Annotated in this window: 30 protein-coding genes; 22 read left to right on the forward strand and 8 right to left on the reverse strand. The window is 72.7% G+C overall.

Annotated elements, in window-relative coordinates; genetic code table 11:
* Window positions 1-2 precede the first annotated feature (2 nt).
* The 13 genes from purT (at window position 3) to AOM06_RS07665 (ending at window position 12128) form a co-directional block, all read left to right on the forward strand.
* Complete coding sequence (purT, locus tag AOM06_RS07605) at window positions 3-1196, forward strand: formate-dependent phosphoribosylglycinamide formyltransferase (protein ID WP_062304174.1); 1194 nt, start codon at window positions 3-5, stop codon at window positions 1194-1196.
* Window positions 1197-1235: 39 nt separating this feature from the next.
* A complete protein-coding gene (locus tag AOM06_RS07610; protein ID WP_062304176.1) occupies window positions 1236-2132 on the forward strand; it encodes an ABC transporter ATP-binding protein in 897 nt (298 codons plus the stop codon).
* Window positions 2129-3328, forward strand: a complete 1200-nt coding sequence (locus AOM06_RS07615) for an ABC transporter permease (protein ID WP_062304178.1) — start codon at window positions 2129-2131, stop codon at window positions 3326-3328. The genes AOM06_RS07610 and AOM06_RS07615 overlap by 4 nt, the downstream gene beginning before the upstream one ends.
* Entirely contained in the window at window positions 3325-3978 is a 654-nt protein-coding gene (locus tag AOM06_RS07620; protein WP_062304356.1) for a TrmH family RNA methyltransferase, read from the forward strand. Before AOM06_RS07615 ends, AOM06_RS07620 begins: the two co-directional genes overlap by 4 nt.
* A 97-nt stretch (window positions 3979-4075) precedes the next feature.
* On the forward strand, window positions 4076-4432 hold the full coding sequence (locus tag AOM06_RS07625) for a YciI family protein (protein WP_062304180.1): 357 nt from the start codon (window positions 4076-4078) through the stop codon (window positions 4430-4432).
* On the forward strand, window positions 4429-5688 hold the full coding sequence (locus AOM06_RS07630) for an RNA polymerase sigma factor (protein WP_062304183.1): 1260 nt from the start codon (window positions 4429-4431) through the stop codon (window positions 5686-5688). The genes AOM06_RS07625 and AOM06_RS07630 overlap by 4 nt, the downstream gene beginning before the upstream one ends.
* Window positions 5689-5805: 117 nt before the next feature.
* Window positions 5806-6825 carry a class II fructose-bisphosphate aldolase gene (fbaA, locus tag AOM06_RS07635; RefSeq protein ID WP_062304186.1) on the forward strand — a complete coding sequence of 340 codons (1020 nt, stop codon included), beginning with the start codon at window positions 5806-5808 and terminating at the stop codon, window positions 6823-6825.
* A 175-nt stretch (window positions 6826-7000) separates the two neighbouring features.
* Window positions 7001-8293 (forward strand): adenylosuccinate synthase, encoded by a 1293-nt coding sequence (locus AOM06_RS07640; RefSeq protein ID WP_062304188.1) that lies wholly within the window; start codon window positions 7001-7003, stop codon window positions 8291-8293.
* Between the two features lie 315 nt (window positions 8294-8608).
* Window positions 8609-9118 carry a hypothetical protein gene (locus tag AOM06_RS07645; protein ID WP_156163620.1) on the forward strand — a complete coding sequence of 170 codons (510 nt, stop codon included), beginning with the start codon at window positions 8609-8611 and terminating at the stop codon, window positions 9116-9118.
* 74 nt (window positions 9119-9192) lie between these two features.
* The gene (locus AOM06_RS07650) at window positions 9193-9381 is read left to right on the forward strand and encodes a hypothetical protein (protein ID WP_062304194.1); all 189 of its coding nucleotides are present in this window, start codon (window positions 9193-9195) and stop codon (window positions 9379-9381) included.
* Between the two features lie 28 nt (window positions 9382-9409).
* Window positions 9410-10708, forward strand: coding sequence for a phosphoribosylamine--glycine ligase (gene purD, locus AOM06_RS07655; RefSeq protein ID WP_062304197.1), 1299 nt, complete (start codon window positions 9410-9412; stop codon window positions 10706-10708).
* Complete coding sequence (locus tag AOM06_RS07660; RefSeq protein ID WP_062304201.1) at window positions 10708-11604, forward strand: phosphoribosylaminoimidazolesuccinocarboxamide synthase; 897 nt, start codon at window positions 10708-10710, stop codon at window positions 11602-11604. The genes purD and AOM06_RS07660 overlap by 1 nt, the downstream gene beginning before the upstream one ends.
* A gap of 65 nt (window positions 11605-11669) precedes the next feature.
* A complete protein-coding gene (locus tag AOM06_RS07665; protein ID WP_156163621.1) occupies window positions 11670-12128 on the forward strand; it encodes a hypothetical protein in 459 nt (152 codons plus the stop codon).
* A 2-nt stretch (window positions 12129-12130) separates the two neighbouring features.
* Here the strand turns inward: AOM06_RS07665 and AOM06_RS07670 are convergent, their stop codons facing one another.
* Complete coding sequence (locus AOM06_RS07670) at window positions 12131-12838, reverse strand: trimeric intracellular cation channel family protein (RefSeq protein ID WP_062304207.1); 708 nt, start codon at window positions 12836-12838, stop codon at window positions 12131-12133.
* Between the two features lie 88 nt (window positions 12839-12926).
* Here AOM06_RS07670 and AOM06_RS14395 point away from each other — a divergent pair, with 88 nt between their 5' ends.
* The 5 genes from AOM06_RS14395 to AOM06_RS07695 are packed head-to-tail and all read left to right on the forward strand — an operon-like array spanning window position 12927 to window position 15454.
* Window positions 12927-13382 carry a septum formation family protein gene (locus AOM06_RS14395; RefSeq protein ID WP_169747737.1) on the forward strand — a complete coding sequence of 152 codons (456 nt, stop codon included), beginning with the start codon at window positions 12927-12929 and terminating at the stop codon, window positions 13380-13382.
* Between the two features lie 40 nt (window positions 13383-13422).
* Entirely contained in the window at window positions 13423-13731 is a 309-nt protein-coding gene (purS, locus tag AOM06_RS07680; RefSeq protein WP_062304215.1) for a phosphoribosylformylglycinamidine synthase subunit PurS, read from the forward strand.
* Entirely contained in the window at window positions 13728-14432 is a 705-nt protein-coding gene (gene purQ, locus AOM06_RS07685; RefSeq protein ID WP_228372890.1) for a phosphoribosylformylglycinamidine synthase subunit PurQ, read from the forward strand. Before purS ends, purQ begins: the two co-directional genes overlap by 4 nt.
* Before the next feature lie 57 nt (window positions 14433-14489).
* Entirely contained in the window at window positions 14490-15155 is a 666-nt protein-coding gene (locus AOM06_RS07690) for a nucleoside/nucleotide kinase family protein (RefSeq protein WP_062304221.1), read from the forward strand.
* Complete coding sequence (locus AOM06_RS07695; protein WP_062304223.1) at window positions 15152-15454, forward strand: antibiotic biosynthesis monooxygenase family protein; 303 nt, start codon at window positions 15152-15154, stop codon at window positions 15452-15454. Before AOM06_RS07690 ends, AOM06_RS07695 begins: the two co-directional genes overlap by 4 nt.
* A 33-nt stretch (window positions 15455-15487) precedes the next feature.
* Here AOM06_RS07695 and AOM06_RS07700 read toward each other — a convergent pair whose 3' ends face one another.
* From AOM06_RS07700 to AOM06_RS07710, 3 genes are all read right to left on the reverse strand, one after another.
* Window positions 15488-15838 carry a hypothetical protein gene (locus AOM06_RS07700; protein ID WP_062304225.1) on the reverse strand — a complete coding sequence of 117 codons (351 nt, stop codon included), beginning with the start codon at window positions 15836-15838 and terminating at the stop codon, window positions 15488-15490.
* A gap of 47 nt (window positions 15839-15885) precedes the next feature.
* Entirely contained in the window at window positions 15886-16188 is a 303-nt protein-coding gene (locus AOM06_RS07705) for a YciI family protein (protein ID WP_062304227.1), read from the reverse strand.
* 182 nt (window positions 16189-16370) lie between these two features.
* Window positions 16371-17408, reverse strand: a complete 1038-nt coding sequence (locus AOM06_RS07710) for an LLM class flavin-dependent oxidoreductase (RefSeq protein ID WP_062304229.1) — start codon at window positions 17406-17408, stop codon at window positions 16371-16373.
* Between the two features lie 136 nt (window positions 17409-17544).
* Between AOM06_RS07710 and AOM06_RS07715 the strand changes: the two genes are divergently transcribed.
* Both AOM06_RS07715 and AOM06_RS07720 read left to right on the forward strand, forming a co-directional pair.
* The gene (locus tag AOM06_RS07715) at window positions 17545-18525 is read left to right on the forward strand and encodes a GNAT family N-acetyltransferase (protein WP_062304231.1); all 981 of its coding nucleotides are present in this window, start codon (window positions 17545-17547) and stop codon (window positions 18523-18525) included.
* Between the two features lie 5 nt (window positions 18526-18530).
* Window positions 18531-20177 carry an amidohydrolase gene (locus tag AOM06_RS07720; RefSeq protein WP_062304359.1) on the forward strand — a complete coding sequence of 549 codons (1647 nt, stop codon included), beginning with the start codon at window positions 18531-18533 and terminating at the stop codon, window positions 20175-20177.
* Here the strand turns inward: AOM06_RS07720 and AOM06_RS07725 are convergent.
* The gene (locus AOM06_RS07725) at window positions 20174-20722 is read right to left on the reverse strand and encodes a hypothetical protein (protein ID WP_156163623.1); all 549 of its coding nucleotides are present in this window, start codon (window positions 20720-20722) and stop codon (window positions 20174-20176) included. The two genes, AOM06_RS07720 and AOM06_RS07725, sit on opposite strands and share 4 nt — an antisense overlap.
* Before the next feature lie 83 nt (window positions 20723-20805).
* Window positions 20806-21507, reverse strand: a complete 702-nt coding sequence (locus AOM06_RS07730) for an aspartate/glutamate racemase family protein (RefSeq protein WP_062304236.1) — start codon at window positions 21505-21507, stop codon at window positions 20806-20808.
* Between the two features lie 88 nt (window positions 21508-21595).
* Here AOM06_RS07730 and AOM06_RS07735 point away from each other — a divergent pair, with 88 nt between their 5' ends.
* Together AOM06_RS07735 and AOM06_RS07740 are read left to right on the forward strand one after the other, a co-directional pair.
* The gene (locus AOM06_RS07735) at window positions 21596-22015 is read left to right on the forward strand and encodes a heavy metal-responsive transcriptional regulator (protein WP_062304239.1); all 420 of its coding nucleotides are present in this window, start codon (window positions 21596-21598) and stop codon (window positions 22013-22015) included.
* Window positions 22016-22024: 9 nt separating this feature from the next.
* On the forward strand, window positions 22025-24376 hold the full coding sequence (locus tag AOM06_RS07740) for a heavy metal translocating P-type ATPase (RefSeq protein WP_062304242.1): 2352 nt from the start codon (window positions 22025-22027) through the stop codon (window positions 24374-24376).
* A gap of 254 nt (window positions 24377-24630) precedes the next feature.
* Here AOM06_RS07740 and AOM06_RS07745 read toward each other — a convergent pair whose 3' ends face one another.
* Together AOM06_RS07745 and AOM06_RS07750 are read right to left on the reverse strand one after the other, a co-directional pair.
* Window positions 24631-25776, reverse strand: coding sequence for a PrsW family intramembrane metalloprotease (locus AOM06_RS07745; RefSeq protein ID WP_062304245.1), 1146 nt, complete (start codon window positions 25774-25776; stop codon window positions 24631-24633).
* A complete protein-coding gene (locus AOM06_RS07750; RefSeq protein WP_062304248.1) occupies window positions 25773-26378 on the reverse strand; it encodes a hypothetical protein in 606 nt (201 codons plus the stop codon). Before AOM06_RS07750 ends, AOM06_RS07745 begins: the two co-directional genes overlap by 4 nt.
* Between the last annotated feature and the right edge of the window lies 1 nt (window position 26379).

A 26379-nucleotide genomic window follows, 5' to 3' on the forward strand; every position in this document is an offset into this window, starting at 1 on the left:
GCATGACGGTCTCGCTCGGCACCCCGCTCACCCCGCACGCGACGCGCGCGCTCCTGCTCGGCTCCGGCGAGCTCGGCAAGGAGGTCGCGATCGAGCTCATGCGCCTCGGGGCGGAGGTGATCGCGGTGGATCGCTACCCCGACGCACCCGCGATGCACGTCGCGCATCGCTCCCACGTCATCGACATGCTCGACGCCGCGGCGCTGCGCGCGCTGCTCGAGCGCGAGCGCCCGCACCTGGTGATCCCGGAGATCGAGGCGATCGCGACCAGCGTGCTCGCCGAGGTCGAGCAGCAGGGGCTCGCGACCGTCATCCCGACGGCTCGCGCGACCATCCTCACCATGGACCGTGAGGGCATCCGCCGCCTCGCGGCGGAGGAGCTGGGGCTGCCCACCTCGCCCTACCGCTTCGTGGACACGCGCGACGGGCTCGCGGCGGCCGTCGAGGAGCTGGGCCTGCCCGTGGTGGTGAAGCCGGTGATGTCCTCGTCCGGCAAGGGGCAGTCGGTCATCCGTGCCGCCTCCGACGTGGACGCCGCCTGGACCTACGCCGTCGAGGGCGGTCGCGCGGGCGGCACGCGGATCATCGTCGAGGGCTTCGTGGACTTCGACTACGAGATCACCCAGCTCACCGTCCGTCACGTGGGAGGCACGTCGTACCTTGCTCCCGTGGGCCACACGCAGGTCGACGGCGACTACCGCGAGTCGTGGCAGCCGCAGCCGATGTCGGAGGCCGCGCTGGCCGAGTCGCGTCGCATCGCCGGTGCCGTCACCGAGGCGCTGGGCGGGCGCGGGGTGTTCGGCGTCGAGCTGTTCGTGCGCGGCGACGAGGTGATCTTCTCCGAGGTGTCGCCCCGGCCGCACGACACCGGGCTGGTGACCCTGGCGTCGCAGGACCTGAGCGAGTTCGCGCTGCACGCGCGCGCCGTGCTCGGGCTGCCCGTGCCCGCGGTGCTGGAGCTCGGGCCGTCCGCCTCGTGCGCGGTGCTGGCTGAAGGTTCCGGCGTCCCTGTGTTCTCCGGTGTGGACGATGCGCTGGCGACGCCGGGCACCGACCTGCGCCTGTTCGGCAAGCCGCGGGTCGACGGGCGCCGTCGCGTCGCCGTCACCGTGGCGCGCGGCGAGGACGTGGACGATGCGCGGGCAAGGGCCCGCGAGGCGGCCGCGGCGCTACGGATCGAGCTTGTCGAGGGGTGATGCGCGGGCCCGGTCCGGCGACTTGGTAGCGTCGCTCGGGTGACCCAGGCGACGCTGCAGGTACAGGAGCTCACGCACGACTTCGGCGACAGGCGCGCCCTCGACGGCGTGTCGTTCGAGGTGCGCCCGGGGAGGCTCACGGGGTTCGTGGGCGCCAACGGCGCCGGCAAGACCACCACGATGCGGGCCATCGTCGGGGTGCTCGCCCCCGACGCGGGCCGCGTGACCTTCCGCGGCGAGCCGATGACGCTCGACGTCCGCCGGCGCATCGGCTACATGCCGGAGGAGCGCGGCCTCTACCCCAAGATGAAGGTCGCGGAGCAGCTGGTCTACCTCGCGCGCATCCTCGGCGTGGAGCGGGCGACCGCACAGTCCCGGGCGACCGAGCTGCTCGAGACGCTGGGGCTCACGGACCGTGCGCACGACCTTCTCCACACGCTGTCGCTGGGCAACCAGCAACGCGTCCAGGTCGCGGCCGCGCTCATCCACGAGCCCGATCTGCTCATCCTCGACGAGCCCTTCTCCGGGCTCGACCCGATCGCCATGGAGACCATGGCGGCGCACCTGCGCGCGCGTGCCGAGGCCGGCGTGCCCGTGCTCTTCTCGAGCCATCAGCTCGACCTGGTCGAGAGGCTCTGCGACGACCTGGTGCTCATCCACGAGGGACAGGTGGTGGCGGCGGGCGACGCACGCGCCCTGCGCGAGGAGCGCGCCGGACGCCGCTACCGGGTCGCGGTCGAAGGCGTCGCCGGCTGGGCGCCCGCGCTCGCGGGCATGACCGTGGTCGAGGCGGGAGAGAGGGCGACGCTGGTGGACCTGGACGATGCCGCGGACCCGCAGGCGCTGCTCGCCGCGGCACAGGCCGAGGGTCCGGTGAGCCACTTCTCGCGGGCGTTGCCCTCCCTCGCCGACCTGTTCGCGGAGGTGGTCCGATGAACGCGTCGCGCTCCGACCTCATCCGGCTGGTCGCCGGCCGCGAGATCGCGGTCAAGCTCCGCGACAAGGGCTTCCTCGCCTCGACGCTCGTGTTCATCGCGGTGATCGTCATCGCGGTGGTGGTGCCCGCGCTGATCGAGGGCGACACCCCCGAGTACACGGTGTCTGCCTCCTCCGAGGCGCGTCCCGTCGCCGAGACCGCCGCGGCGCTCGGCTCCGACGGGGGGCCGAGCCTGCCGGCGGCGGACATCACGGTCATGGACACGGACGACCCTGCGGCGAGCCTGACCGATCCCGAGGTCGCGGCCGCCCTCGCGATCGACGCGGACGGCGGCGTCGTGATCACCGCGCGCGAGAGCGTGCCGGGCGACCTGGAGGAGCTCGTGGCCGCCGCATCGGCCGTGGTGACCGCGCAGGCGGTGGCTGCCGACGCCGGCCTGAGCGCCGACCAGCTCGCCGCGCTCACGTCGCCCACGGCTCCGCGGGTGGAGCTGCTCGAGCCCAAGCCCGACCAGCCCGTGCCGCCGGAGCTGGTGATCATCATCTTCGGCTTCATGTTCTACTTCACGGTCCTGACGTTCGGCGTGGCGATCGCGCAGTCGGTGGTCGAGGAGAAGTCGTCGCGCGTGGTCGAGATCCTGGTGGCGGCGCTGCCGATCCGCTGGCTGCTCGCCGGCAAGGTGCTCGGCAACACCGTGATGGCGCTGGGCCAGGTCCTGCTCATCGTGGGCGCCGGGCTGCTCGGGTCCAAGGCGATCGGCAAGGGCGAGATCGTCACGCAGGTGCTCGGAGTGAGCGGGTGGTTCCTCGCGTTCTTCGTGCTCGGCTTCCTCATGCTCGCGTGCCTGTGGGCCGTCGCCGGCTCGCTCGCGTCCCGCGTCGAGGAGCTGCAGTCGACCACCTTGTACATGCAGATCGCGGTCATGGTGCCCTTCTTCGCCGCGATCCTCATCCAGGACGAGAGCCCGCTTCGCGTCGCGCTGTCCTACTTCCCCCTCACCGCGCCGCTGCTCATGCCCGCCCGCATCGCGACCGGCGACGCGGCCGTGTGGGAGCCCTGGGCGGCGATGGGCGTGGTCGCGCTCACCGCGCTCGCGCTCGTCGCGGTCGGCGCGCGCCTCTACTCGGGTTCGGTGCTCAACACCTCGGCGCGCACCAAGCTCGGCGGCGCGTGGGCGGCCGGGGGTCGCGGGTGACCACCCTCGACGCCGGAGAAGGGGACCAGGCGCCCGCGCACGGTGTGGGTCCGTGGGAGGGCGAGCGCCCCACCGACGCGCGCTACGACCCCGAGCTGCTCGAGCACGGCGACCGTCGCAACGTGGTCGACCGCTACCGCTACTGGAGGCACGAGGCGATCGTCGCGGACCTCGACGCGCGCCGGCACCCCTTCCACGTGGCGATCGAGAACTGGCAGCACGACCTCAACATCGGCTCCGTGGTCCGGACCGCCAACGCGTTCCTCGCGCGCGAGGTGCACATCGTCGGCAACCGCCGCTGGAACCGTCGCGGCGCGATGGTGACGGACCGCTACCAGCACATCCGCCATCACCCGACGGTCGAGGACCTCGCGGTGTGGGCGACGGAGGCCGGGCTCCCGGTCATCGGCATCGACAACCTCCCCGGTGCGGTGCCGCTCGAGACGTACGCGCTGCCACGCGAGTGCGTGCTCGTCTTCGGCCAGGAGTCCGTCGGGCTGTCCGATGCGGTGCGCGAGGTCGCGGTCGCGACCGTCGCCATCGGACAGTACGGCTCGACGCGGTCCATCAACGCGGGCGCGGCCGCCGCGATCGCGATGCACGCGTGGGTGCGCCAGCACGGGGACATCGCCGCGGGGCACCTCGCCTGAAGAATCTTGCGGCGGGCATGTCGATCCGTTGCATCCGCTGCGTCGTCGGGGTGAGACTCGGGATGGGCCCGGGCTCATCGACGCAAAGGACACCATCATGAAGTACCTGCTGCTCATCGCCTCCGACCCCACCCTCCCGTCCCCCGAGCCGGGCGACGAGGGCTTCGACGCCTACATGGGCGCCTGGACCCAGTACACGCAGGACATGATCGATGCCGGCGCCTACGGCGGCGGCGAGGCCCTCCAGGGCGTCGAGACCGCCACCACGGTCCGTCACGAGGCGGGCGCCACGACCATCGTCGACGGCCCCTTCGCGGAGCTCAAGGAGCACCTCGGCGGCTACTACGTGGTCGACGTCGACACGCTCGACGACGCCCTGGACTGGGCCAAGAAGCTACCGGTGGGGACCGGTGCCGTCGAGGTCCGGCCCATCTTCCCGACGGACGGGTTCTGACCGAGCGAGGGGCCGATGCGGCGCTCACCCGCGTCGCCCGCGAGGAGGGCGGGCGCCTGCTCGCCCTCCTCGCGGACCGCCTGGGCGATCTCGACCTCGCGCACGACGTCCTCCAGGAGGCCTACGCGAAGGCCGCGGCGACCTGGCCCGCGCGCGGGCTGCCTGACGATCCGGCCGCCTGGGTCTACGTGGTCGCCCGCAACGCGGGGATCGACCGGTACCGTCGCGAGGCCGCCGCCGGGAGGCGCGTCGCGGCGCAGGCGCGCGTGCTCGACACCGGCGTCGCCCGGGACGATGCGGCGCTCCCGGAGGGTCCCGCCCCGCGCCTCATCGCCGAGGAGACGGAGGTCGGCGACGAGCAGCTGAGGCTCCTGCTCCTGTGCTGCCACCCGGCGCTGTCGCGCGAGACCCAGGTGGTGCTCACCTTGCGGCTCGCCGGCGGGCTCACCACCCAGGAGATCGCCGCGGCGTTCCTTGTTCCTGAGGCCACGGTCCAGCAGCGCATCGTGCGCGCGAAGCGCAAGATCCGCGACGCGCGCATCCCCTTGGTGATCCCCGCGGATCTCAGGGAGCGCGCCGCCGTCCTCGCGGCGGTGCTGGGCCTCATCTTCAACGAGGGGTACGTCGCCCACTCCTCCACCGCGGGCACGCTCACCCGCGTCGAGCTCGCCGACCAGGCGATCCGGCTCACGGCGGCGGCGGCCGACGCGTTGCCGGACGAGCCCGAGTTGGCAGGGCTCCTCGCCCTCGAGCTGTTCCACCGCTCGCGCGAGGACGCCCGTACCGACGCGGGCGGCGCGCTGGTGCGGCTCGCGGACCAGGACCACGCGCGGTGGGACCGGGTCATGGTCGCGCGCGGCTTCGCGGCGCTCGGGCGCGCCCTCGCCGCGCGTCGCCTGGGGCCGTGGCAGGTCCAGGCGCTCATCGCGGCCGAGCACACCCGTGAGTCCACGGACTGGGCGAGGATCGTGCGCTATCACGACCTCCTCCTCCAGATGGCCCCCGGGCCGGTCGCGCGGCTGTCGCGAGCGGTCGCGCTCGCGGAGGTCGACGGGCCGCAGGCGGCGCTCGCGGAGATCTCGACCATCGACGGGCTCGACGGCTACCACCTGTTCCACGCGGCACGAGGAGACCTGCTCGAGCGCACCGGCGACCGTGCCGGCGCACGCGAGGCGTGGGAGCGTGCCGCCGCGCTCGCGACCAACCCGGCCGAGGCGGGATACGCGCGGCTCCGGTCCGATGCCTGCGGTGCGTGACGCATCGTCCCTACCTGCGTCGACGGGCGCCCCCAACCGGGACCTTCGCCACCACCGGTGTGGCGAAATCTGACAGAATGGCTGGCGGTTCCATCCGCACAAGCTCAGGAGTTACCCATGGCTATCGCCACCACCGAGTCCTACGCCGCGATGCTGGACGCCGCCAAGGCCGGCGGCTACGCGTTCCCCGCGATCAACATCACGTCGTCGTCGTCCGTCACCGCCGCCATCCAGGGCTTCGCGGAGGCCGAGTCCGACGGCATCATCCAGGTCTCCGTCGGTGGCGGTCAGTACGCCTCCGGCTCGACCATCAAGGACGCGGTCGTCGGCTCGCTCGCGCTCGCGGCCTACGCCCGCGTGGTCGCCGAGAAGTACGGCGTCACCATCGCGCTCCACACCGACCACTGCCACAAGGTCTACCTCGAGGAGTGGCTGAAGCCGCTGCTCAAGCTCGAGGCCGAGTCGATCGCCTCCGGCAACGGCCCGATCTTCAACTCGCACATGTGGGACGGCTCGTCCGTGCCGATGGAGGAGAACCTCGCGATCGCCGAGGAGCTCCTCGAGCTGTCGCAGGCCGCGGACACGATCCTCGAGATCGAGATCGGCGTCGTCGGCGGCGAGGAGGACGGCCACTCGGCCGAGGTCAACGACAAGCTCTACTCGACCCCCGAGGACGGCATCGCCACCATCGAGCGCCTCGGCCTCGGTGAGAAGGGCCGCTACATGACGGCCATGACCTTCGGCAACGTGCACGGCGCCTACAAGCCCGGTGCCGTCAAGCTGCGCCCGGAGATCCTCGGCGACATCCAGGCCGCCGCGGCCGCCAAGTTCGGCAAGGAGAAGCCGTTCGACCTCGTGTTCCACGGTGGTTCCGGCTCGACCGCCGAGGAGATCGCCACGGCCGTCTCGCACGGCGTCATCAAGATGAACATCGACACGGACACCCAGTACGCGTACACGCGTCCCGTGGTCGACCACATGATGAAGAACTACGACGGCGTCCTCAAGGTCGACGGCGAGTGGGGCAACAAGAAGGCCTACGACCCGCGCGCGTGGGGCAAGCTCGCCGAGGCCGGCATGGCCGCCCGCGTCGTCGAGGCCTGCCAGCAGCTCGGCTCCGCCGGCAAGAAGATCTGAACGCACCGTTCGTGAGGGAGGCCTCCGCGGTCGTGCGACCGCGGAGGCCTTCGCACGTCCGGGGACGGTGCGGGATCACGCCCGCATCGTCCGTGGCCGATAGGCTTTGGTGGGCGCCGCGCGCCCTGCCAGCAAGGAAAGACCCGGGACGCACCCGGGCGAAGGGGAGGGCACGATGCCCGGAGCAGTGATCGTCGGAGCCCAGTGGGGCGACGAGGGCAAGGGCAAGGCGACCGATCTTCTCGGTTCGCGCGTCGACTACGTCGTGAAGTTCAACGGCGGCAACAACGCCGGCCACACGGTCGTCATCGGCGACCAGAAGTTCGCCCTCCACCTGCTCCCGTCCGGCATCCTCACGCCCGGCTGCACGCCCGTGATCGGCAACGGCGTGGTCATCGACCTGCGCGTGCTGTTCCAGGAGCTCGACGCGCTGAACGAGCGCGGGGTCGACACCTCCGACCTGCTCGTGTCCAACGCGGCGCACCTCATCGCGCCCTACGCGCGCACGCTCGACAACGTCACCGAGCGCTTCCTGGGCAAGCGCAAGATCGGCACCACCGGCCGCGGCATCGGTCCCGCGTATGCCGACAAGATCAACCGCCTCGGCATCCGCGTGGGCGACCTGTTCGACGAGACGGTACTGCGGGACAAGATCGAGGGCGCGCTGGTCGCGAAGAACCACCTGCTCGTCAAGGTCTACAACCGTCGCGCGATCACCGTCGACGAGGTCGCCGACGAGCTGCTCGCGTACCGCGACCGCCTCTCGCCGCACGTCACGGACACGTCGCTGGTGCTCAACGGCGCCCTCGACGAGGGCCAGAACGTCCTGTTCGAGGGCGGCCAGGCGACGATGCTCGACGTCGACCACGGCACCTACCCGTTCGTGACGTCCTCGTCGGCGACCGCCGGCGGCGCATGCACGGGCTCCGGCGTGGGCCCGACCCGCATCGACTCCGTCATCGGCATCGCGAAGGCCTACACCACCCGCGTGGGCGAGGGCCCCATGCCCACCGAGCTGCTCGACAAGTGGGGCGACCGCCTCCGCGACGTGGGCCACGAGTTCGGCACCACCACGGGCCGTCCGCGCCGTTGCGGCTGGTACGACTCGGTCATCACGCGCTACGCCTCGCGCATCAACGGCCTCACGGACATCGTGCTCACCAAGCTCGACGTGCTCACCGGCATCGAGGAGATCCCGGTGTGCGTGAGCTACGACGTCGGCGGCGTGCGCCACCAGGACCTCCCGCTCGACCAGGCCGCGTTCGCCGCCGCCGAGCCGGTCTACGAGACCTTCCCCGGCTGGACCGAGGACATCTCGGGCGCGCGCGAGTTCTCGGACCTTCCGCAGAACGCGCAGGACTACGTCAAGGCGGTCGAGGAGCTCTCGGGCTGCCGCATCTCGACCATCGGCGTGGGCCCCGGCCGCGACGAGATCATCCAGATCAACGATCTCCTGCACGCGCGCTGACCCGCGACGGGCCCGCCCCGCTCCGCCCGCCCCTTCCCGAAGTGGTGGACCTTGGTCGGTCTCGGGTGGTCTCCGCGCCGCAGCGGTAGGTGAGTGTCGCCAGGTCCGGCCCGAGCCGACCGCCAACGACCGCTCCGCGGGGGGTTCTGGCCCGGCGCGGCGCGGGATCCATCCCGCCAGGTGAGGCCCCGGAGGCCCGCCGGAGGCTCCTCTTGCGTACCGCGCAAAACGGGCATAGCGTCACATCCGGGACCGAGGAATCCCGGCGGGGCTTCAGAGGGGGGGCGCCGCGCATCCAGTTGAGGGGCTTCAATGATGAAGAAGATTCTGGCGACCCTGTTCGCCGCCGTTCTGCTCACCACCGGCACGTCCTCCGTCGCATCGGCGGCCACGTTTCCGGTCGATACCACGGGGTACGTGGCCGAGACGGGGTGGGGTGCCGGTTGCGGCTTCACCGGCGCGAACTGGTCGATGTACTTCACGGGTACGTGCACCAAGATCATCGCCGGCAACCCGAAGAACTCCGAGAACGCCGTCGGGCTCATCGGGGTGGTCCCGGACGACCACGGCACGGTCACGATCATCGTCGACCTGGATGTCCGCAAGGCGGTCTTCACGGACCCGCTCAAGCTGCACATCCTGTATTCGGACACCGCGCCCACGGTCAAGAACCCTGCGCCCGGCAAGTTCCCGATCAACGTCGAGAAGCTGGTCGAGGGGGTCGACTACACGTTCATGGACAACTCGTGGCAGCGCGTCGAGGTCTACAACGTGCCGGTGGCGAACTACTACGCCGTGCACGCCGACCTTCTCACGGTTCCCTGATCGTCGGGACCTGCGTGTGCGAGGGCCACGCCCGACCGGGCGTGGCCCTCGCGCTCTCTTGTGGTCTACCTGCGGTGACGCACCGCGGCTACACGGAGGAGCTGGTCGACGAGCTGGTGGCGCGGCTCGAGGCCGACGGATGGACCCCGTCGAGCCTCGGCGGCCTCACGTGGTTCGGGGACGCCGCCTATGACTTCCGCTATGCGACGATCGCGGTCGAGGAGGACGGCGTCCGGCTGCGGATCGGGCTCATCGAAGGCTGAGGTGCCCGCACCGCCTAGACTCGCCTGCGTGATCATCCTCCTGGTCGGCACCGGCGCGCGCGAGCACGCCCTGGCCCGCGCACTGTCCCTCGACCCCGCGGTCTCCCAGCTTCACGCGGCCCCGGGGAACCCCGGCATCGCGACGCTGAGCACCGTCGACGGCACGCCCGTCACGCTGCACGGTGTCGATGCGCTCGACCCGGTCGCCGTCGCGTCGCTTGCGGGCGCGGTCAAGGCCGACCTCGTGGTGGTCGGGCCCGAGGCGCCGCTGGTCGCGGGCGTCGCGGACGCCGTGCGCGGCACCGGCATCCCCGTCTTCGGGCCGAGCGGCAAGGCCGCCATGCTGGAGGGCTCCAAGGCCTTCGCCAAGGAGGTCATGGCCGCGGCGAACGTGCCGACGGCCGAGCCCCGCGTGTGCCGCACCTCCTCCGAGCTCGAGGACGCGCTCGACACCTTCGGCGCCCCCCACGTGGTGAAGGATGACGGCCTCGCCGCGGGCAAGGGGGTCGTGGTGACCTCCGACCGCAGGGCCGCGGTCGAGCACGGCGAGGCGATCATCGACGCCGGCGGCGTGGTGGTGATCGAGGACTTCCTCGACGGCCCGGAGGTCAGCCTCTTCTGCCTGTGCGACGGCGAGACGGTCGTGCCCCTCCAGCCGGCGCAGGACTTCAAGCGCGCGCTCGACGCGGACCAGGGCCCCAACACGGGCGGCATGGGTGCGTACTCGCCGCTGCCGTGGGCGCCCGCGGACCTGGTCGACGAGGTGGTCCGTGAGGTCGCTCAGCCCACCGTCGACGAGATGGCCCGGCGCGGCACGCCCTTCATCGGCGTCCTCTACTGCGGGCTCGCGCTCACGTCCAAGGGCACCCGCGTGGTCGAGTTCAACGCGCGCTTCGGCGACCCCGAGACCCAGGTGGTGCTCGCCCGTCTCGCCACCCCGCTCGCGGGCGTGCTGCTCGCGGCGGCGCAGGGCCGCCTCGCCGAGCTCCCGCCGCTCGAGTGGAGGGACGATGCCGCGGTCACCGTGGTCGTCGCCGCGCAGAACTACCCGGACACCCCGCGCAAGGGCGACCCGATCACCGGGATCGACGAGGCCGAGCAGGTCGAGACCGTGCACGTGCTCCACGCCGGCACCACGCTCGACCACCGCGGCACGCTCCTGTCGAACGGCGGCCGCGTGCTGTCGGTGACGGCGCTCGGCGACACCCTCGTGGAGGCCCGCGAGCGCGCCTACCAGGGCGTCGACCGCATCGTCCTCCCCGGAAGCCACCACCGCCGAGACATCGCCGCGCGCGCCGCCGCCGGCGAGGACCTTCTGGAGGCCTGATGCCCGGTCACGCGACCCCGCCCGCGCACCTCGAGCTCGAGGGCTGGCGCCACGTCTACAGCGGCAAGGTCCGCGACCTGTACGAGCCCGTGGGTGAGCACCCGCGCGGCGACGTGGTGCTGGTGGTCGCCTCCGACCGCATCAGCGCATTCGACTGGGTGCTCCCGACCGAGATCCCCGGCAAGGGCGGCATCCTCACAGGCCTGAGCCTGTGGTGGTTCGACCAGGTCATCGACATCGTCTCCAACCACACCGTCGAGGCGCCGGTCCCGGCGGAGGTCGAGGGGCGCGCGATGGTGTGCAAGCGCCTCGACATGTTCCCCGTCGAGTGCGTCGCGCGCGGCTACCTCACCGGCTCCGGCCTGGTCGAGTACAACGAGAGCGGCACCGTCTGCGGCATCCCGCTGCCGCCCGGCCTGGTCGACGGATCTCGCCTCCCCGAGCCGATCTTCACCCCGGCCACCAAGGCCGAGGTGGGCGAGCACGACGAGAACGTCGACTTCGACGCGGTGGTCGCGCTCATCGGCCTCGAGGACGCGACCGCGCTGCGGGATCTCACGCTCGCGCTCTACACGCGGGCCCACGAGATCGCGGCGGCGAAGGGCATCATCCTGGCGGACACCAAGTTCGAGTTCGGCCGCGACGGCTCGGGCGCGATCATCCTCGGCGACGAGGTCCTCACCCCCGACAGCTCGCGCTTCTGGCCGGCGTCCGAGTGGGAGCCGGGCCATGCGCAGCCGAGCTACGACAAGCAGTTCGTGCGTGACTGGCTGACGTCCCCCGAGTCCGGGTGGGACAAGAAGTCGGACGTCCCTCCGCCGGCGCTGCCCGACGAGGTGGTCGAGCTCACGCGCGGCCGCTACCTCGAGGCCTTCGACCGGCTGGCGAAGCACTGACGGCGCAGCCCGGCGCACCGACCCAACGAAACGGCGATGGGACGCGTCCTACCAGCATGGGACGCATGCCGATGGTGGCCATGGTGGCGCTGCTGGGAGCCCTGGTGCTCGGGACCGTGCTGAGCGCGTGCGCTGCGCCCGGTTCGACGGTGACCGGCCCGACCGGCTACGACGACCGGATCGACCTGGGCGTCCCGGGGGAGGTCGTGGAGACGGTCACGGGCGTCGAGGGCTACCCGGCGTGCCACAACGAGCCGATCACCTACGACGGCACCACCTGGTACCCGTTCCTCCCCGAGAACCTCGCGGACTTCCCCGAGGTCGGGCCGCATCCCACGACGGGCGGCGGCCTGGGCGGCGGGACGATGCGCATCGTCCTCCCCGCGGTCGCGGAGCCCGGACCGGGCGACGACGTGGGCACCCTCACGGTGTTCGAGGGCGGCTTCGCCTACTGGATCTCCGACTCGCGCGACCTCGACGCGTGGCTCACGGACCAGGAGCTCACCTACCCCTGGATCTGCTGACCCTACGCGTGGCTCTCGGTCTGGAGCTCGCGCTTCTGCACCACGGCGACGGACGGCACGCCCCAGCCACGCTTGAGCGACAGGGTGCGCAGCGCGAGGATCACCAGCAGCGGGACCCAGAACACCAGCTCGGCCGGTGCGCCCGCGGCCCACAGGGCCCATGAGGTGAAGGCTCCGCCCAGCGCCGCGGTCGCGTAGAGCTGGCCGTTCCAGAACACCTCCGGCACCTGCGCCGCGAACAGGTCACGCAGGATGCCGCCGCCGACCCCGTTCGCGACGCCCACGATCATCGCCGCGACCGGGCTCGCGCCCACATCGAGCGCGATGCCGGTGCCGATCACCACGAAGATGGCGAGCCCCGCGGCATCCGAGTACTCGACGATGCGGTGCCTGGCGAGCGCTCCCAGGTCCCGCCGCCGCGCGAACGGCGCGATGGCGAGCGCGGTCGCGATCGCGACCATCACCAGCGCGGGGTTCTCGATCCAGAAGACGTCCTGGCGCAGCAGGAGGTCGCGCATCGTCCCTCCGCCTACGGCGACGAGGCTCGCGAGGACCACGGCGCCTACGAGGTCCATGCGACGCCGGCTGGCCGCGACGGCACCCGAGATCGCGAACGCGACGGTGCCCAGGTACTCGAGCGCGATCCGCAGGGTGCCGAGGGCATGGGTGAGGATCACGTCGGGATCGACGGCGGTGGTGAGCGCGTGCATGGGAGCCTCCGTTCGGGCGACCCTCAAGGGTACGGGAGCCCTGGTACCTTGGGCGCGCACTGGAGGCGTGGACACCGAGGGGGAACGCATGCGACGTCGGGCGATGGCCGTGGTCGGAGGGCTGGCCGTGGCGGCCTCGATGAGCGGCTGCGCGCTGCTCGGTGCGGAGGCGGTGGAAGACCTCGAGCTCGCGGTGGGCGAGTGCGTCGACGAGTCGTCGCTGTCGGAGTCCGACGAGGAGGAGCAGCAGGTGGGGAGCCTCCCGCGCGTGGAGTGCGCCGAGGAGCACGACGCCGAGGTCTACTACGTCGAGGACCTCACGGACTCGTCGCTCCCCGACGACGTCGCGGACCGCGCCGACCAGATCTGCTACGAGGAGTACGCCGGCTACCTGGGGATCGAATTCGAGGACTCGCGCTACTACTACGTGTCGCTGTACCCGAGCCCGTCCACGTGGGCCTACGGCGACCGTCAGGTCGCATGCATGCTCGTGGGCGAGGTGGGCGAGCGGCTCACGGGCTCCCTCAAGGGGGCCGCCGCGTAGCGCGCCTCGGACGGGCACGTCCGCCGGTAGACTGCGGCCCATGGCCACGATCCTCGTCCACGTCATGCCCAAGCCTGAGATCCTCGACCCGCAGGGCAAGGCCGTCGGTGCCGCCCTCCCGCGTCTGGGCTTCGAGGGCATCTCGCAGGTCCGCCAGGGCAAGCGCTTCGAGATCACCGTCGACGGTGAGGTCACCGACGAGGTGCTCGCGAACGTCCGCACGGCGGCGGAGACTCTGCTGAGCAACCCCGTGATCGAGGACGTCGTCCAGGTCAAGGTGGTCCGTGAGGGCGGCTGCGGCTGCGGCGGTCACGGGCATGGCAAGGCCGAGAAGGACCTGCTCGCGTGACCGCGCGCATCGGCGTCGTCACCTTCCCGGGGACGCTCGACGACCGTGACGCCTCCCGCGCGGTGCGCCTCGCCGGTGCCGAGGCGGTGGAGCTGTTCCACGCGGACGCCGACCTCAAGGACGTCGACGCCGTGGTGCTGCCCGGCGGCTTCTCCTACGGCGACTACCTCCGCGCCGGCGCGATCGCGCGCTTCGCGCCCATCATGGAGAAGGTGGTCGACGCCGCGAACGGCGGCATGCCGGTGCTGGGCATCTGCAACGGCTTCCAGGTGCTGACCGAGGTCCACCTGCTGCCCGGCTCGATGATCAAGAACGAGCACCTGCACTTCATCTGCCGCGACCAGACGCTGCGCGTCGAGAACGCGGAGACCTCCTGGACCACCGAGTACCAGGACGGCGAGGAGATCGTCATCCCGCTGAAGAACCAGGACGGCCAGTACGTCGCTGACGACTACACGCTCGACCAGCTCGAGGCCGAGGGTCGCGTCGCGTTCCGCTACGTCGGCTGGAACCCCAACGGCTCGCGCCGCGACATCGCCGGCATCACCAACGAGCGCGGCAACGTGGTGGGCCTCATGCCGCACCCCGAGCACGCGGTCGAGGCGGGCTTCGGCCCGGACTCGCGTGAGGCGGGTCGCATGGGCACGGACGGCCTGGCATTCTTCACGAGCGCGATCAAGGGCCTGCTCGCCACCGCATAGCCGCGCCCTGCCTCCTGCGGGGAACGCATCGCTGCTTGTGCTGGGAGAGGGAGGACGATGCAGCGCACCCAGGTGATCTCGGCCCTCGCCGATGCGGTCGCGCGGGCCGCATCGTCCCTCACCCATCCTGTGCGCGTGGGGCTCGACGGCGCGGACGGCGCCGGCAAGACCACGATGCGCCTCGCGCTCGCGGTCCAGCTGAGGCTGCGCGGCGCGGAGGTGATCGAGGCGAGCCTCGACGACTTCCATCACGCGCGCGAGCGCCGCTACCGTCAAGGACGGGACAGCTGGCGCGGCTACACGGACGACGCCTTCGACCTCGCGCGGGTGCGGAGCGACCTGCTCGACCCGCTCGGGCCGCGCGGGGACCTCAGGTTCCGCACCCGGTCGCGCGAACTCGCCACCGACACCGCGCTCGACGACCCGTGGCTGACGGCTCGCCCCGACGCGATCCTGCTGGTCGACGGGGTCATGCTCCAGCGCCCCGAGCTCGCGGGGGCGTTCGACCGCATGATCTTCCTCGACGCCTCCGAGCGCGAACGGTATCGGCGCCTGGCCCTGCGAGACGGCGCCGACCCCGAGCCCGAGGCGCCCTCGAATGTGCGGTACACCCTCGCGCATCGTCACTACCGGGCGTTCTGCCGTCCGGACGAGCGCGCCGACGTCCTCGTGGACCACGAGGACGTGCACGGCCCGGTCATCCTGAGAGGAGCCCCCGCATGATCCGCGAGTCCGTGGTGCTTCGCGTCCACCCCGGGCGCGAGGCCGAGTACGAGGCGGCCTTCCGCGCGGCGTCGTCGATCATCGCGCGCCAGCCCGGGTACTCCGCCCACACGTTGCACCGCGGGATCGAGGATGCCTCGACGTACCTGCTCACGGTCGAGTGGGAGAGCGTCGAGGCGCATGAGACCGGCTTCCGCGGGTCCGTCGACTACCAGGAGTGGCGCCGCCTGCTGCACCCCTTCTACGTCGAGCTGCCGCCGGTGCCGCACTACCGTGAGGTCGATCTCACGCGAGGGTGAGCCGGCGGGCACGGTTCTCCATCACGGCGCGAGTCAGGCACCCGCCGGCACGGGGCTGCGGTCGCGGCTCCGCAACAGCACCACGCCGCCAGCGCACAGCGCGAGCGCGAGTGTCATCGCGTTGCCGAGGTACGCGAACCCGGTCGGCGTGACGGTCGCGACGAGCGCTGCGCCGGCTGCCCAGCCCCACCGCGCGTGCCTGACGAGCGCGATCGCGGCCGCCGAGCACGCGAGCCCGATGGTGAGACAGGCGCCGACGAGGAGCCGCGCGCCCGCATCGGCCTCGCCCCATGCGTCGAGCGTGAACCAGGACCCGGCGACCGCCAGCGCGGCCGTGGCGAGCACGGCCAGCACCATCGACGAACGCGCGAGCGAGGCGGTCATGCGCGCGAGGCTACTCGCGCATCGTGCCCGCTACAAGACGCTCGGCGCTACGGTCGGACCGGGTCCGCGGCATCATGACCGACGACGGTCGCCCACGGCAGGACGCGCCACGCGGTCGCGACCCTGTTCACCACATAGGGGTCGGCGGCGGCATGAGCCGAGGCGAGCGCGATCGGGTCCTCGCCCGTGAAGATCATGAGCCCCGTGAACGGGCCGTCGCCCGCGGCGCCGCCCAGGATCATCTCTCCGCGGTCGACAGCCGCCCAGGCGTAGGAGAGATGCTCGGCGCGATACGGCAGGCGCGCGGTGAGGTGGTCGTCGCGGAACGTGTACTCGAGAACGGCGTGCATGCGCGGCTCCTCGTCGGTGAGCCTCCCCCGCGATCGACTCTACGCGCGCGCCATGCGCCCTGGCGGGACATGGATGCCGTTCTAGGCCCGGATCCTGCACTCATGTCCCGCCAGGGCGCGGGCGCGGCGCGGGCGCGGGCCGGGGCGCGTGAGTGGGAGCGGGCGGGAGCGGACGCGGGCCGCTACAGCGCCACGCGGGCGAGCCGGTCGCGCAGCTCGGCGAGCGCCACGAACGTCGTGTGGTTGAAGTCCGCGCCCAGCTGGTTGGGGATCGTGACCAGCAACGTGTCCGCCGTCATCACGGCCTCGTCCTCGCGCAGCTCGCGCTCGAGCTTGTCGAGCCCGCCCACGTACGTCTTGCCGAAGGTCGACACGGTGTTGTCGATCTCGCCGATCTGGTCGCGGTTGGCGCCCATGAGGTCGCGCTCGAGGTACGGGTGGAAGTAGGTGTTGGTGAGGTCGTCGACGATGGGCATGACGCTGCGCGAGACCGACACCCGCGGGTGGCCCTCGTGCCCGGCGTCCCTCCACGCGGCACGGAACGCCTCGATCTGGCGCGCCTGCACCACGCCCAGCGGCTCGCCGGTCGCCTCGAGCACCAGCGTCGAGGACATGAGGTGCATGCCGAGCTCGCCCGTGCGTCGTGCCGAGTCGATGCCTCCCGCGCCGTACCAGATGCGCTCCGACAGGCCCGGGCTGTGCGGCGTCAGCGGGAGCAGCTCGCCCTGGCGCACGTGCGCGCGTGGACCCGGCTCCGCGATCCCTGCGCCCGTGATCGCCTCGCGGAAGGCCTCGATGCGCGACGCCGCGTCCTCCATCGGCGAGACGCCCCAGGCAAGCGGGTAGCCGAACGTCGCCGGGCCGTCCGCAGCGGGCTCGGGGCTCCCGCGTGAGACCCCGAGCTGGAGACGGCCGCCGGCGATGAGGTCCGCGGTCGCCGCGGCCTCTGCCATGTAGATCGGATTCTCGTAGCGCATGTTGATCACGCCCGTCCCGAGCTCGATGCGCGACGTGCGCGCCCCCATCGCGGCGAGCAGCGGGAACGGGGAGGACAGGCACTGCTCGAAGTGGTGGACGCGGATCCACGCGCCGTCGATCCCGGCGTCCTCGGCGGCCTGCGCGAGCAGGACGGTGTCCGTCATCGCGTCGGCGGGCGTGCGCACCTTGGATCCCGGCGCGGCCGACCACCAGCCGAACGACAGGAACCCGACCTTGCGCATGCCGCCTCCTCGCCGCCTCCGGACGCACCGCACGGATCTCGCGTCGACGCGCCGTCGATCCGTCCATTTTCCCGCCGACACGGCGGCGTGTCGCGGCCAACTCCGTGCGGAGTGTCGGGGGCAATAGCCTGTGCCCATGATCACCATCCGCCGGGTCGAGCCGGACGATGCGGACGCCCACCTCCTGTGGTCCGAGCAGCAGGCGGACCTCGCGGTCCGGTACGACAGCCCCGACCTCATCCTCGAGTCCAGCTTCCCGACGCTCGTCGCGTCGCTCGTGGGCTATGCGGAGGACGGCGAGCCCGTCGCGAGCATCGTGCTGCGCTGGTCGCCCTATCCGACAGGCGCGGGATCGATCGAGGTCAAGCGGCTCTGGGTGCGTCCCGCGCATCGCGGCCATGGCCATTCCAAGGTCATGATGGGTGCGGCCGAGTCGATCGCCCGCAAGGCCGGCGCGACCCGCATCGTGCTCGAGACCGGGACGGAGCAGCCCGAGGCGCTCGGCCTCTACGACCGCCTGGGCTATGAGCGCATCGCCCCCTATGGCGAGTACAAGGACGAGCCCGACTCGGTCTGCTACGGGCTCGACCTGGCGCCCCGCGTGCTGATCGTCACCGGCACGCTCGGCGCGGGCAAGACAGCCGTGGGCGGCGCGATCCACGAGCTGCTTGCGGAGCGCGGCGCCCGCACGGCGTTCCTCGACGCCGATGCGCTGATCCAGTCGTACCCCGCAGCGCCGCACGATCCCGGCAACGAGGCGCTGCTGCTGCGCTCTCTCGCGCTGCTCGCTCCCCTGCACCGCGACCGGGGCGTGGGGAACATCGTGCTCGCGTGCGCGGTGGAGACGGCCGAGGCTCTCGCGGCCCTCGCGCGCGCGCTCGGCGGCGGGACGGCGCCCGACGTCGCGGTGGTGCGGGTGGCGGCGCCGCTCGAGGCCCGGCTCGTGCGCTTCGACCGGCGACCGGTGTCCGAGCGCTGGCTGGACTGGGCGCGGGAGCGCACCATCGAGCTCGACGCGCTGCTCGATGCGGCCGGGCTCGAGGACGCGACCGTCGACACGGGCGACCGCGACCCGTTCGACGTGGCCGCCGAGGCGCTCGACGCGGTCGGGTGGTGACGGGCGTGAGCGCGCTGCTGATCCGCGGCGGCGTCCTCTGGTCCGATGGCGCCTTCCTCGACGGCGACGCCGTGCTGGTGGTCGGCGGCGTCGTGCGCGCGATCGGCGCGGGCGAGGAGCTCGCGGCGCGGGACGATGCGGCGGGCGCCGAGGTGGTCGACGCGGCCGGTGGTCTGGTCCATGCGAGCTTCGCCGATGCGCACGTGCACGCCGCGATGGCCGGCATCGAGGCGCTCGGGCTCGACGTGAGCGCGGCCCACGGCGCCGAGGAGTGCCTCGCGCGGGTGGCCGCGTACGCCGCGGCGCATGAGGGCCCGTGGATCGTCGGCGGCGGCTGGCACATGTCCGACTACGAGGGCGGCACCCCGACCGCCGCGGCGCTCGACGCCGTCACCGGGGACGTGCCGACGTTCCTGGTCAACGCCGACCACCACGGGGCGTGGGTCAACTCCGCCGCGCTCCGGGCGGCGGGGATCGACGCGGACACTCCGGATCCCGAGGACGGACGCATCGAGCGCGACGGCACGGGGAGCCCGACGGGCACGCTGCACGAGGGTGCGATGGCGCTGGTCGAGCGGCACCTGCCTCCCGTGTCCGAGGACGATGCGCGTGCGGGTCTGGCGGTCGCCGCGGGCACCCTCCTGAGGCACGGGGTGACCGCCTGGCAGGAGGCGATCGTCGGCGAGTACGGCGGCCACTCCGACGCGACGCCCGCGTACACCGCGCTGATCGCCGACGGCTCGCTCGCGGCCCGGGTCTCGGGGGCGCTGTGGGTTCCTCGCGATGCGACGCTCGAGAGCGTCCCGGCGCTGGTGGCCTCGTTCGTGCGCCGCCGCGACGCGAACGCCCTCGCGGGCTTCGACACCTCGAGCGCGAAGATCATGGTCGACGGGGTCGCGGAGAACCGCACGGCGGCCATGCACGAGCCGTACGTCGAGCCCGGCTGCGACTGCGGTGCAGGCGTGGACGGCGAGCGCGGCATCGCGTACTTCTCGACGGCGGTGCTGCGTGCGGTCGCGGCCGCGCTCGCGGCCGAGGGCTTCGCCTTGCACTTCCACGCGATCGGCGACCGTGCGGTCACCGAGGCGCTCGACGCGGTCGAGGCGATCCCTGCGGCTGACCGGAGCCGACGCCGGCACCACATCGCCCACGTCCAGGTGGTGGATCCGGCGGATGTGCCGCGCTTCGCGGCGCTGGGCGTCACCGTGAACGCCCAGGCCCTGTGGGCGCGCAACGAGGCGCAGATGACCGAGCTCACCGTGCCGATCCTCGGCGAGCGACGCGCGGCGTGGCAGTACCCGTTCGGGTCCTTCCTGCGCGCCGGCGCCTCGCTCGCGATGGGTTCCGATTGGCCCGTCTCGACTCCCGACCCGTGGCAGGCGATCCACACGGCGGTCACGCGCCGCGAGCCGGGCTCCGACGCGGGGCCGCTCAACCCGGTGGAGGCGCTCACGCTCGCGGAGGCGCTGCGCGCCTACACGGCCGGCTCCCATGAGCTGCTGGGCCTCGAGGGCTCCGGCGTGCTCGAGGCAGGTGCACGGGCCGACCTGTGCGTGGCGTCGCGCGATCCGTTCGCGGGCTCGCCGGAGGAGATCGCGACGACGCGGACCGTGGTGACGGTGCTCGGCGGCGAGGTGGTGGCGCGGGTCTAGAGGTCCTCGTCCGCGCAGGAAGAGCCCGGTGCCGTCCGGTACTCGACGAGGACACGCTCGAGCTTCTCGTCGCCGTCGCTCGAGTAGAGCACCTCGATGTCGTCGACCGTCGCGGACCGTGCCGCGTCCTCGGCGGTGATGCTGAAGACCAGCTGGGCGGTGACGCCGGGCTCGATCACCGCCTCCTCGGGGGCGACGAGGCGGGCGAGCAGCTCCTCCTCGTATCCGTAGGGCTCGTCGGCAGGCCACCTCATCGTGCCGATCATCTGGCCGGAGACCTCCGCCTCGAGGTCGACGCCGATCTCCACCGAGGCGACGTTCTCGCCGCTCGCGGTGGCCGAGCGCAGCTCCGCCGGGGCATCGCCGGTATTCGTGAGGGGCTCGCCGAAGTAGACGGTCCCGTCACCGCGGGGGCCGCAGACGAGGACGGAACCGGCCGAGACGCGTGGGCCCTCGAGGGGGCCGCCCTCGGACGGGGAGCAGCCCGCGAGGGCGCCTGCGATCAGGAGGGCCGCCATGCCGGCGGTCATGGTGCGTCGTCGCATCGTCCCTGCTTCCCTCGGACAACCCTGACAGGAACCTAGCGCCTCGGCGCTCGTCCGCGCGTGCCCCCACTTGTGGGGTCGGGTCAGTCGGCGAGGGCGAACCTCACGGCGGCCTCCGCGTGGAGGGCGAGCGCGTCGAGGTACGGCACCTCGACGTCCTCGGCCGTCATGACCATGGGGATCTCCGTGCAGCCCGCGATGACGCCCTGCGCCCCTGCGCCGATCAGCTCCTCGGTGGCCGTCCGCATGAGCGCGCGCCCCGCATCGTCCACGATCCCGCGCGCGAGGCGCTCGTAGATGAGCGCGTGGACCTCGGTGAGGCGCGGCTCGGACGGCACCAGCGCCTCGACCCCGGCCGCTGCGAGGCGCTCGCGGTAGAACGGCATCCGCATCGTGAAGCCCGTGCCCAGCAGCGCGACCCGGTCGAGCCCCGCCGCGCGGGCCGCGGCGGCGACCGCGTCGACGATGTGGATCACCGGCACACCCGCGGCCTCCGCCACCTGGTCGGCGACCAGATGCATCGTGTTGGCGCAGATGAGGATGGCCTCGGCGCCGCCGTCGGCGAGGCGGCGTGCATCGTCGCCGAACCGGGCCGCCAGGCCGTCCCAGTCGCCCTCGGCCTGCGCCCGCTCGACCGCGCTCCACTCGTAGTGGCGGATCAGCAGGTCCGCGCTGGAGCCGGGCAGCGTGGCGGCGACGCCCTCGTGGAGCAGGCGCTCGTACTCGAGCGTCGAGTGCCACGTGATGCCTCCCAGGAGGCCGAGCCGGCGGGGTGCGGTGCGCATAGCTCCGACGCTACGCGGAGGGGTGGGGGCCACGGAACGGGTCCTTGGCCCCGTTCCGCGGGCGCCAACGTTCCTTTACGCTGGAAGCATGCAGATCGGCGAGCTGGCCGCGAGAGGCGGCGTCACGGCCAAGACCGTGCGGTACTACGAGAGCATCGGCCTCCTCGATGCGCCCGAGCGGCGCGCGAACGGCTACCGGGAGTACGGCGAGACGGCGCTCGAGCGCCTGCGGTTCATCCGGGACGCTCAGGCGTCCGGCATGACGCTCGCCGAGACGGGCGACATCCTCCACATGAAGGATCGCGGCGAGAGCACGTGCGAGCACTCGCGAGCCGCGCTCGACCGCCACCTCAAGGACATCGACGCGCAGATCGCGAGCCTGCTCGCCGCGAAGGCGGAGCTCACGTCGTTGGCCCGCCGTGCCGACGTGCTGGACCCCGCCGACTGCACCGATCCCAACCGCTGCCAGGTGCTCGCGCTTGACCTTCCAGCCCACGGGAAGGCCTAGCGTGAGCGCATGAGCACCGAGACCGCACCCGCGGGCGCCCCCGATGCGCCCGAGCCCGCCGCGCCCGAGCCCACCGCGACCGGGGCCGCGGTGATCGAGCTGTCCGTGGGCGGCATGACCTGCGCCGGGTGCGCGAGCGGCATCCAGCGCGGGCTCGCCGCGCTTCCGGGGGTGAACGGCGCGGACGTCAACATCGCGACGCGGCGCGCACGCGTGCTGCCCGACGGCACGCTCGACAGGGACGAGCTCGAGGACATGATGCGCGCCGCGATCGCCGGGCTCGGGTACCAGGTGCTCACCCAGCGGGCCGGCGAGGGCGCGGCCGACGGTGCGGTCACGGGCCTCGACGCGCGCGCGGAGGAGGCCGAGGCTCAGGAGCGCAACGACGTCCGCCGCATCGCCGGCTACCGTCGGCGCTTCATCGTCGCCGCCGCGCTGTCGATCCCGGTGGTCCTCATCTCGATGGTCCCCGCGTTGCACTTCGCCGGCTGGGAGCTGGTCGCCGGCCTGCTCGCGACGCCCGTGGTGTGGTGGGCGGGCTGGCCGTTCCACGTCTCGGCGGTGAAGAGCCTGCGCCACGGCACCACCACGATGGACACGCTCGTGAGCCTCGGCACGGCGGTCGCGTGGGGGTGGTCCGTCGCGACCCTCCTCGCGGGAGATCTGGGGCACGTGTACTTCGAGACCGGCGCGGTCATCGTCACCCTGATCCTGCTGGGGAAGTGGCTCGAGGTGCGCTCGTCCGCGCACGCGGGCGATGCGATCCGCGCGCTCAGCGCGCGCCAGAGCGCGACCGTGGAGCTCGAGGACGGCCGGGAGATCCCGCGCGCCGACCTGGGCGTGGGCATGCGGTTCCTGGCGCGCCCGGGCGAGGCCATCGCGACGGACGGCGTGGTGGTCGAGGGCGAGGCGGCCGTGGACGCGAGCCTGGTGTCCGGTGAGCCCGTGCCCGTCGCGGCGCGCGCCGGGGTCGAGGTGGTCGGCGGCACCGTCGCTGTCGACGGCGCCCTCACGATCGAGGCGACGCGGGTGGGCGAGGAGACGATGCTCGCGCAGATCGCGCGCATGGTCGACGAGGCGCAGGCCGGCAAGGCGCGCATCCAACGGCTCGCCGACCGCATCGCCGCGGTCTTCGTGCCCGTCGTCGTCGCGATCGCGGCGCTCACCGCCGCGGTGTGGCTCATCTGGACCTACGACACGACGGAGGCCGTCACAGCCGCCGTCGCGGTGCTCATCATCAGCTGCCCGTGCGCGCTCGGCCTCGCGACGCCGCTCGCGCTCATGGTCGGGACGGGGCGAGGCGCCCAGCTCGGGATCCTGGTCCGCGGACCGCAGGCGCTCGAGGACGCGCGGCGCCTCGAGACGGTGGTCCTCGACAAGACCGGCACGGTGACGGAGGGGCGCATGTCGCTGTCCGGCACGTTCGCGCCGGGGCTCCCAGACGATGCGGCGGCGGCCCTGCTCGACGCCGCGGCCTCGGTCGAGGCGCGCTCCGAGCACCCGGTCGCACGCGCGATCGCCGCGTCGCGCGAGGGCCGCGTGCCGCTCAAGGGTTTCAGGTCGACCCCCGGCCAGGGCGTCACCGCGACGGTGCAGCGTGCCGGTGCGGACGGCTCGCATGCGGACGTCACCGTCGGCTCGCGTCGCCTGTTCGACCAGGTTCCCGAGGAGCTCTCCGCGTGGGCGCACGAGCGTGAGGGGCGGGGCGAGACGGTGGTCTTCGTCGGCCGTTCGGCCCCGATGGGCGGCGGCCTGCTGGGAGGGGGCGCCTCGTCCACCCGCGGCGCGCTCGCGGCGGAGGCCGCCATCGCCGTGCGCGACCGGGTCAAGGACACGGCGCCCGAGGCGATCGCGGCGCTGCGGGACCTGGGCGTCGACGTGGTGCTGCTCACCGGGGACAACCGCCGCGCCGCCGAGGCCGTCGGCGCCGAGCTGGGCATTGAGCGCGTCATCGCCGAGGTGCTGCCGGGCGACAAGGAGGACGTGGTGCGCTCGCTGCAGGCGGGCGGGCGGCGCGTCGCGATGGTCGGCGACGGGGTGAACGATGCGCCGGCGCTCGCACGCGCGGACCTGGGCCTCGCGATCGGCACGGGTGCGGACGTGGCGCGCGAGGCGTCGGACCTCACCATCGTCTCGGGCGACCCGCGTGCCGCCGCCGACGCGATCGCGCTGTCGCGCCGGACCTACGCGACCATCCGCGGCAACCTGGTCTGGGCCTTCGCCTACAACGTGGCCGCGATCCCGCTCGCGGCGTCCGGGGTGCTCGACCCGATGATCGCGGCCGGCGCGATGGGCGCCTCGAGCCTGTTCGTGGTGGGCAACTCGCTGCGGCTGCGTCGGTTCCGGGGCCTGCGGGGGTAGGCCCCGGCCGCGCCCTCCCGGGGCGATGGGAGGTGTTGCGCCGTGCTCGCACCTTTCCTGCGCGACGGGAGCGTGGGGAAGTGGGAGGTGTTGCGCGGTGCTCGCACCTTTCCTGCGCGAAGGGACGAGGGGTGGCGCACGGTTCCGGCCATACGCTCGTGCAGGAAAGGTGCCAGTACCCGGACAGGCGCCTAGGTTCCGCGCGCCGGCGCGCCGGCACGTCGGCACGTCGGCACGCGCGGGGCTCGGCGGCGCTACTTGCCCACGATCGACCACGCGAGCGAGGACCGCGCGGACGTCACACGCCCCGCCGCATCGGCCGCGCGCGCGGAGATCATCCCGTCGGAGTGCGCCGCCACGAGCAGCGCGAGCTGCGCCCGCTGCAGGCGGTGCAGATCGCGGGCGGCCGGGCGGCCGTGCCGGTCGCGCATGTCCGCCCGCGCGTGGCGGCGGCGCGTCCGCGTCGAGAGGCCCTCGAAGTCCGCCGGGCTCACCAGATGGTCCGGGACGGTCACGCGCGCGGTGCGGGCGAACACCGCGCGTTCACGCAGGTGGCTCACGTGGAGCGTGGTGAGGAGCACCGCGACGATCGGGACGCCCTTGATGAGCGCGGACGTCACCTGGGTGCCCTGGACCACGGGCGAGTTGAGCAGCGCGTGGAGCGCCATCGCGGCACCGAGGGCGCCCAGCGCGACCGCCCATCGTTGGAGCGCCGGCGCGACCGAGACGAAGAAGAACGCGACACCCGCCCCCGCGATCGCGGAGAACGCCGCGTGGCTCCACAGTCCCGCGACGATGCCGCGGAGCACGAACATCTGCGTGACGGTCTCCATCGGCTCGCCCGCAAGCGCGGCGGTGCGCGCCGTGTAGAGGAAGCCCTCGACCACCTGGAAGCCCAGGCCGATCATGCCGCCGTAGAAGGCCCCGTCCGCGACCGTGCGGATGCGTGCTCCCGGCACCAGCGCGAGCGCGACCACGCCGAGCACCTTGAGCGGCTCCTCGACCAGCGGCGCGGAGATCGAGGACAGCCAGAGCGAGTCGTCCCCCACCCGCGCGCCCACGATGGTGTGCATCGCCGGGCCGGCGATGTGCGCGAGCCCCACGGCCACGATCGCGCCCCACACGAGCGCGCCGGCGACGTTGACCAGGTGGCGCCGCTCGTAGAGCTCGAACACCCAGACCGAGCTCGCGAACACCAGTCCGTACGCGGCCCACAGGAACGCGGCGTACGCGCCCGACGCCGGGCTCGCGACCGCCGACTCGAGCACCAGCGGCGCGACCTGCGTGAGCGCCCCGAGCGTGAGCACCACCACGGTCCAGAACACCCACGAGCGGGCGTCCACGAACGTCGCGGTGCGCGGACGCGGCTGGCGCGCGTAGGGCCTGATCTCCGCGGTCATGGCTGCACCTGCGTCGGGAGCACGATCGATCGCACGATCGTCTGCGCGGAGTCCGAGGCGGCCTCCCACCCCGTCTGGGGCATGGACAGCAGCGCGACCACCATGTGCGTGCCGTCCGAGACCACCCAGGCCTGGCCCGCTCGCAACGGGTCTTGGAGCACGGACGTCACCGCATCGTCCCCCGCGTCGGTGCTGAACGCGCGAGGCGAGCCGGTCACGGCGAGGTCGCCCTGGCCCTGCTCGAGCCACGTGTCGGTGACCATGGTGATGGCCTGGGCGGGGTGGAGGTCGGATTCCACCGGCGCCGCGATGACGAGCGTCGCACCGCCCTGGGTGAGCGTGACGGTGTTCGGGGCGTCGGTGCCGACCGACCAGTCCTCGGTCACCCGGATCGATGCCCCCTGGCCGATGTCGACGATGCGCGGCGGAGCGGGTGCCGAGACCGACCCGGCGAGGGCCGGCAGCACGCCCACGTACAGGAGGACGATCGCCGCGATCACGGCGGCGCCTGCCGCAGATCCGCGGCCGAGAAGGCGCAGCGACAGGGGCTCGGAGGTGTCGTCGGTGGCCGCGCGAGCGGCGGGGGTCGCGCCGCTGCTCATG

This window comes from Demequina subtropica (assembly GCF_000971235.1).
Taxonomy (GTDB): domain Bacteria; phylum Actinomycetota; class Actinomycetes; order Actinomycetales; family Demequinaceae; genus Demequina; species Demequina subtropica.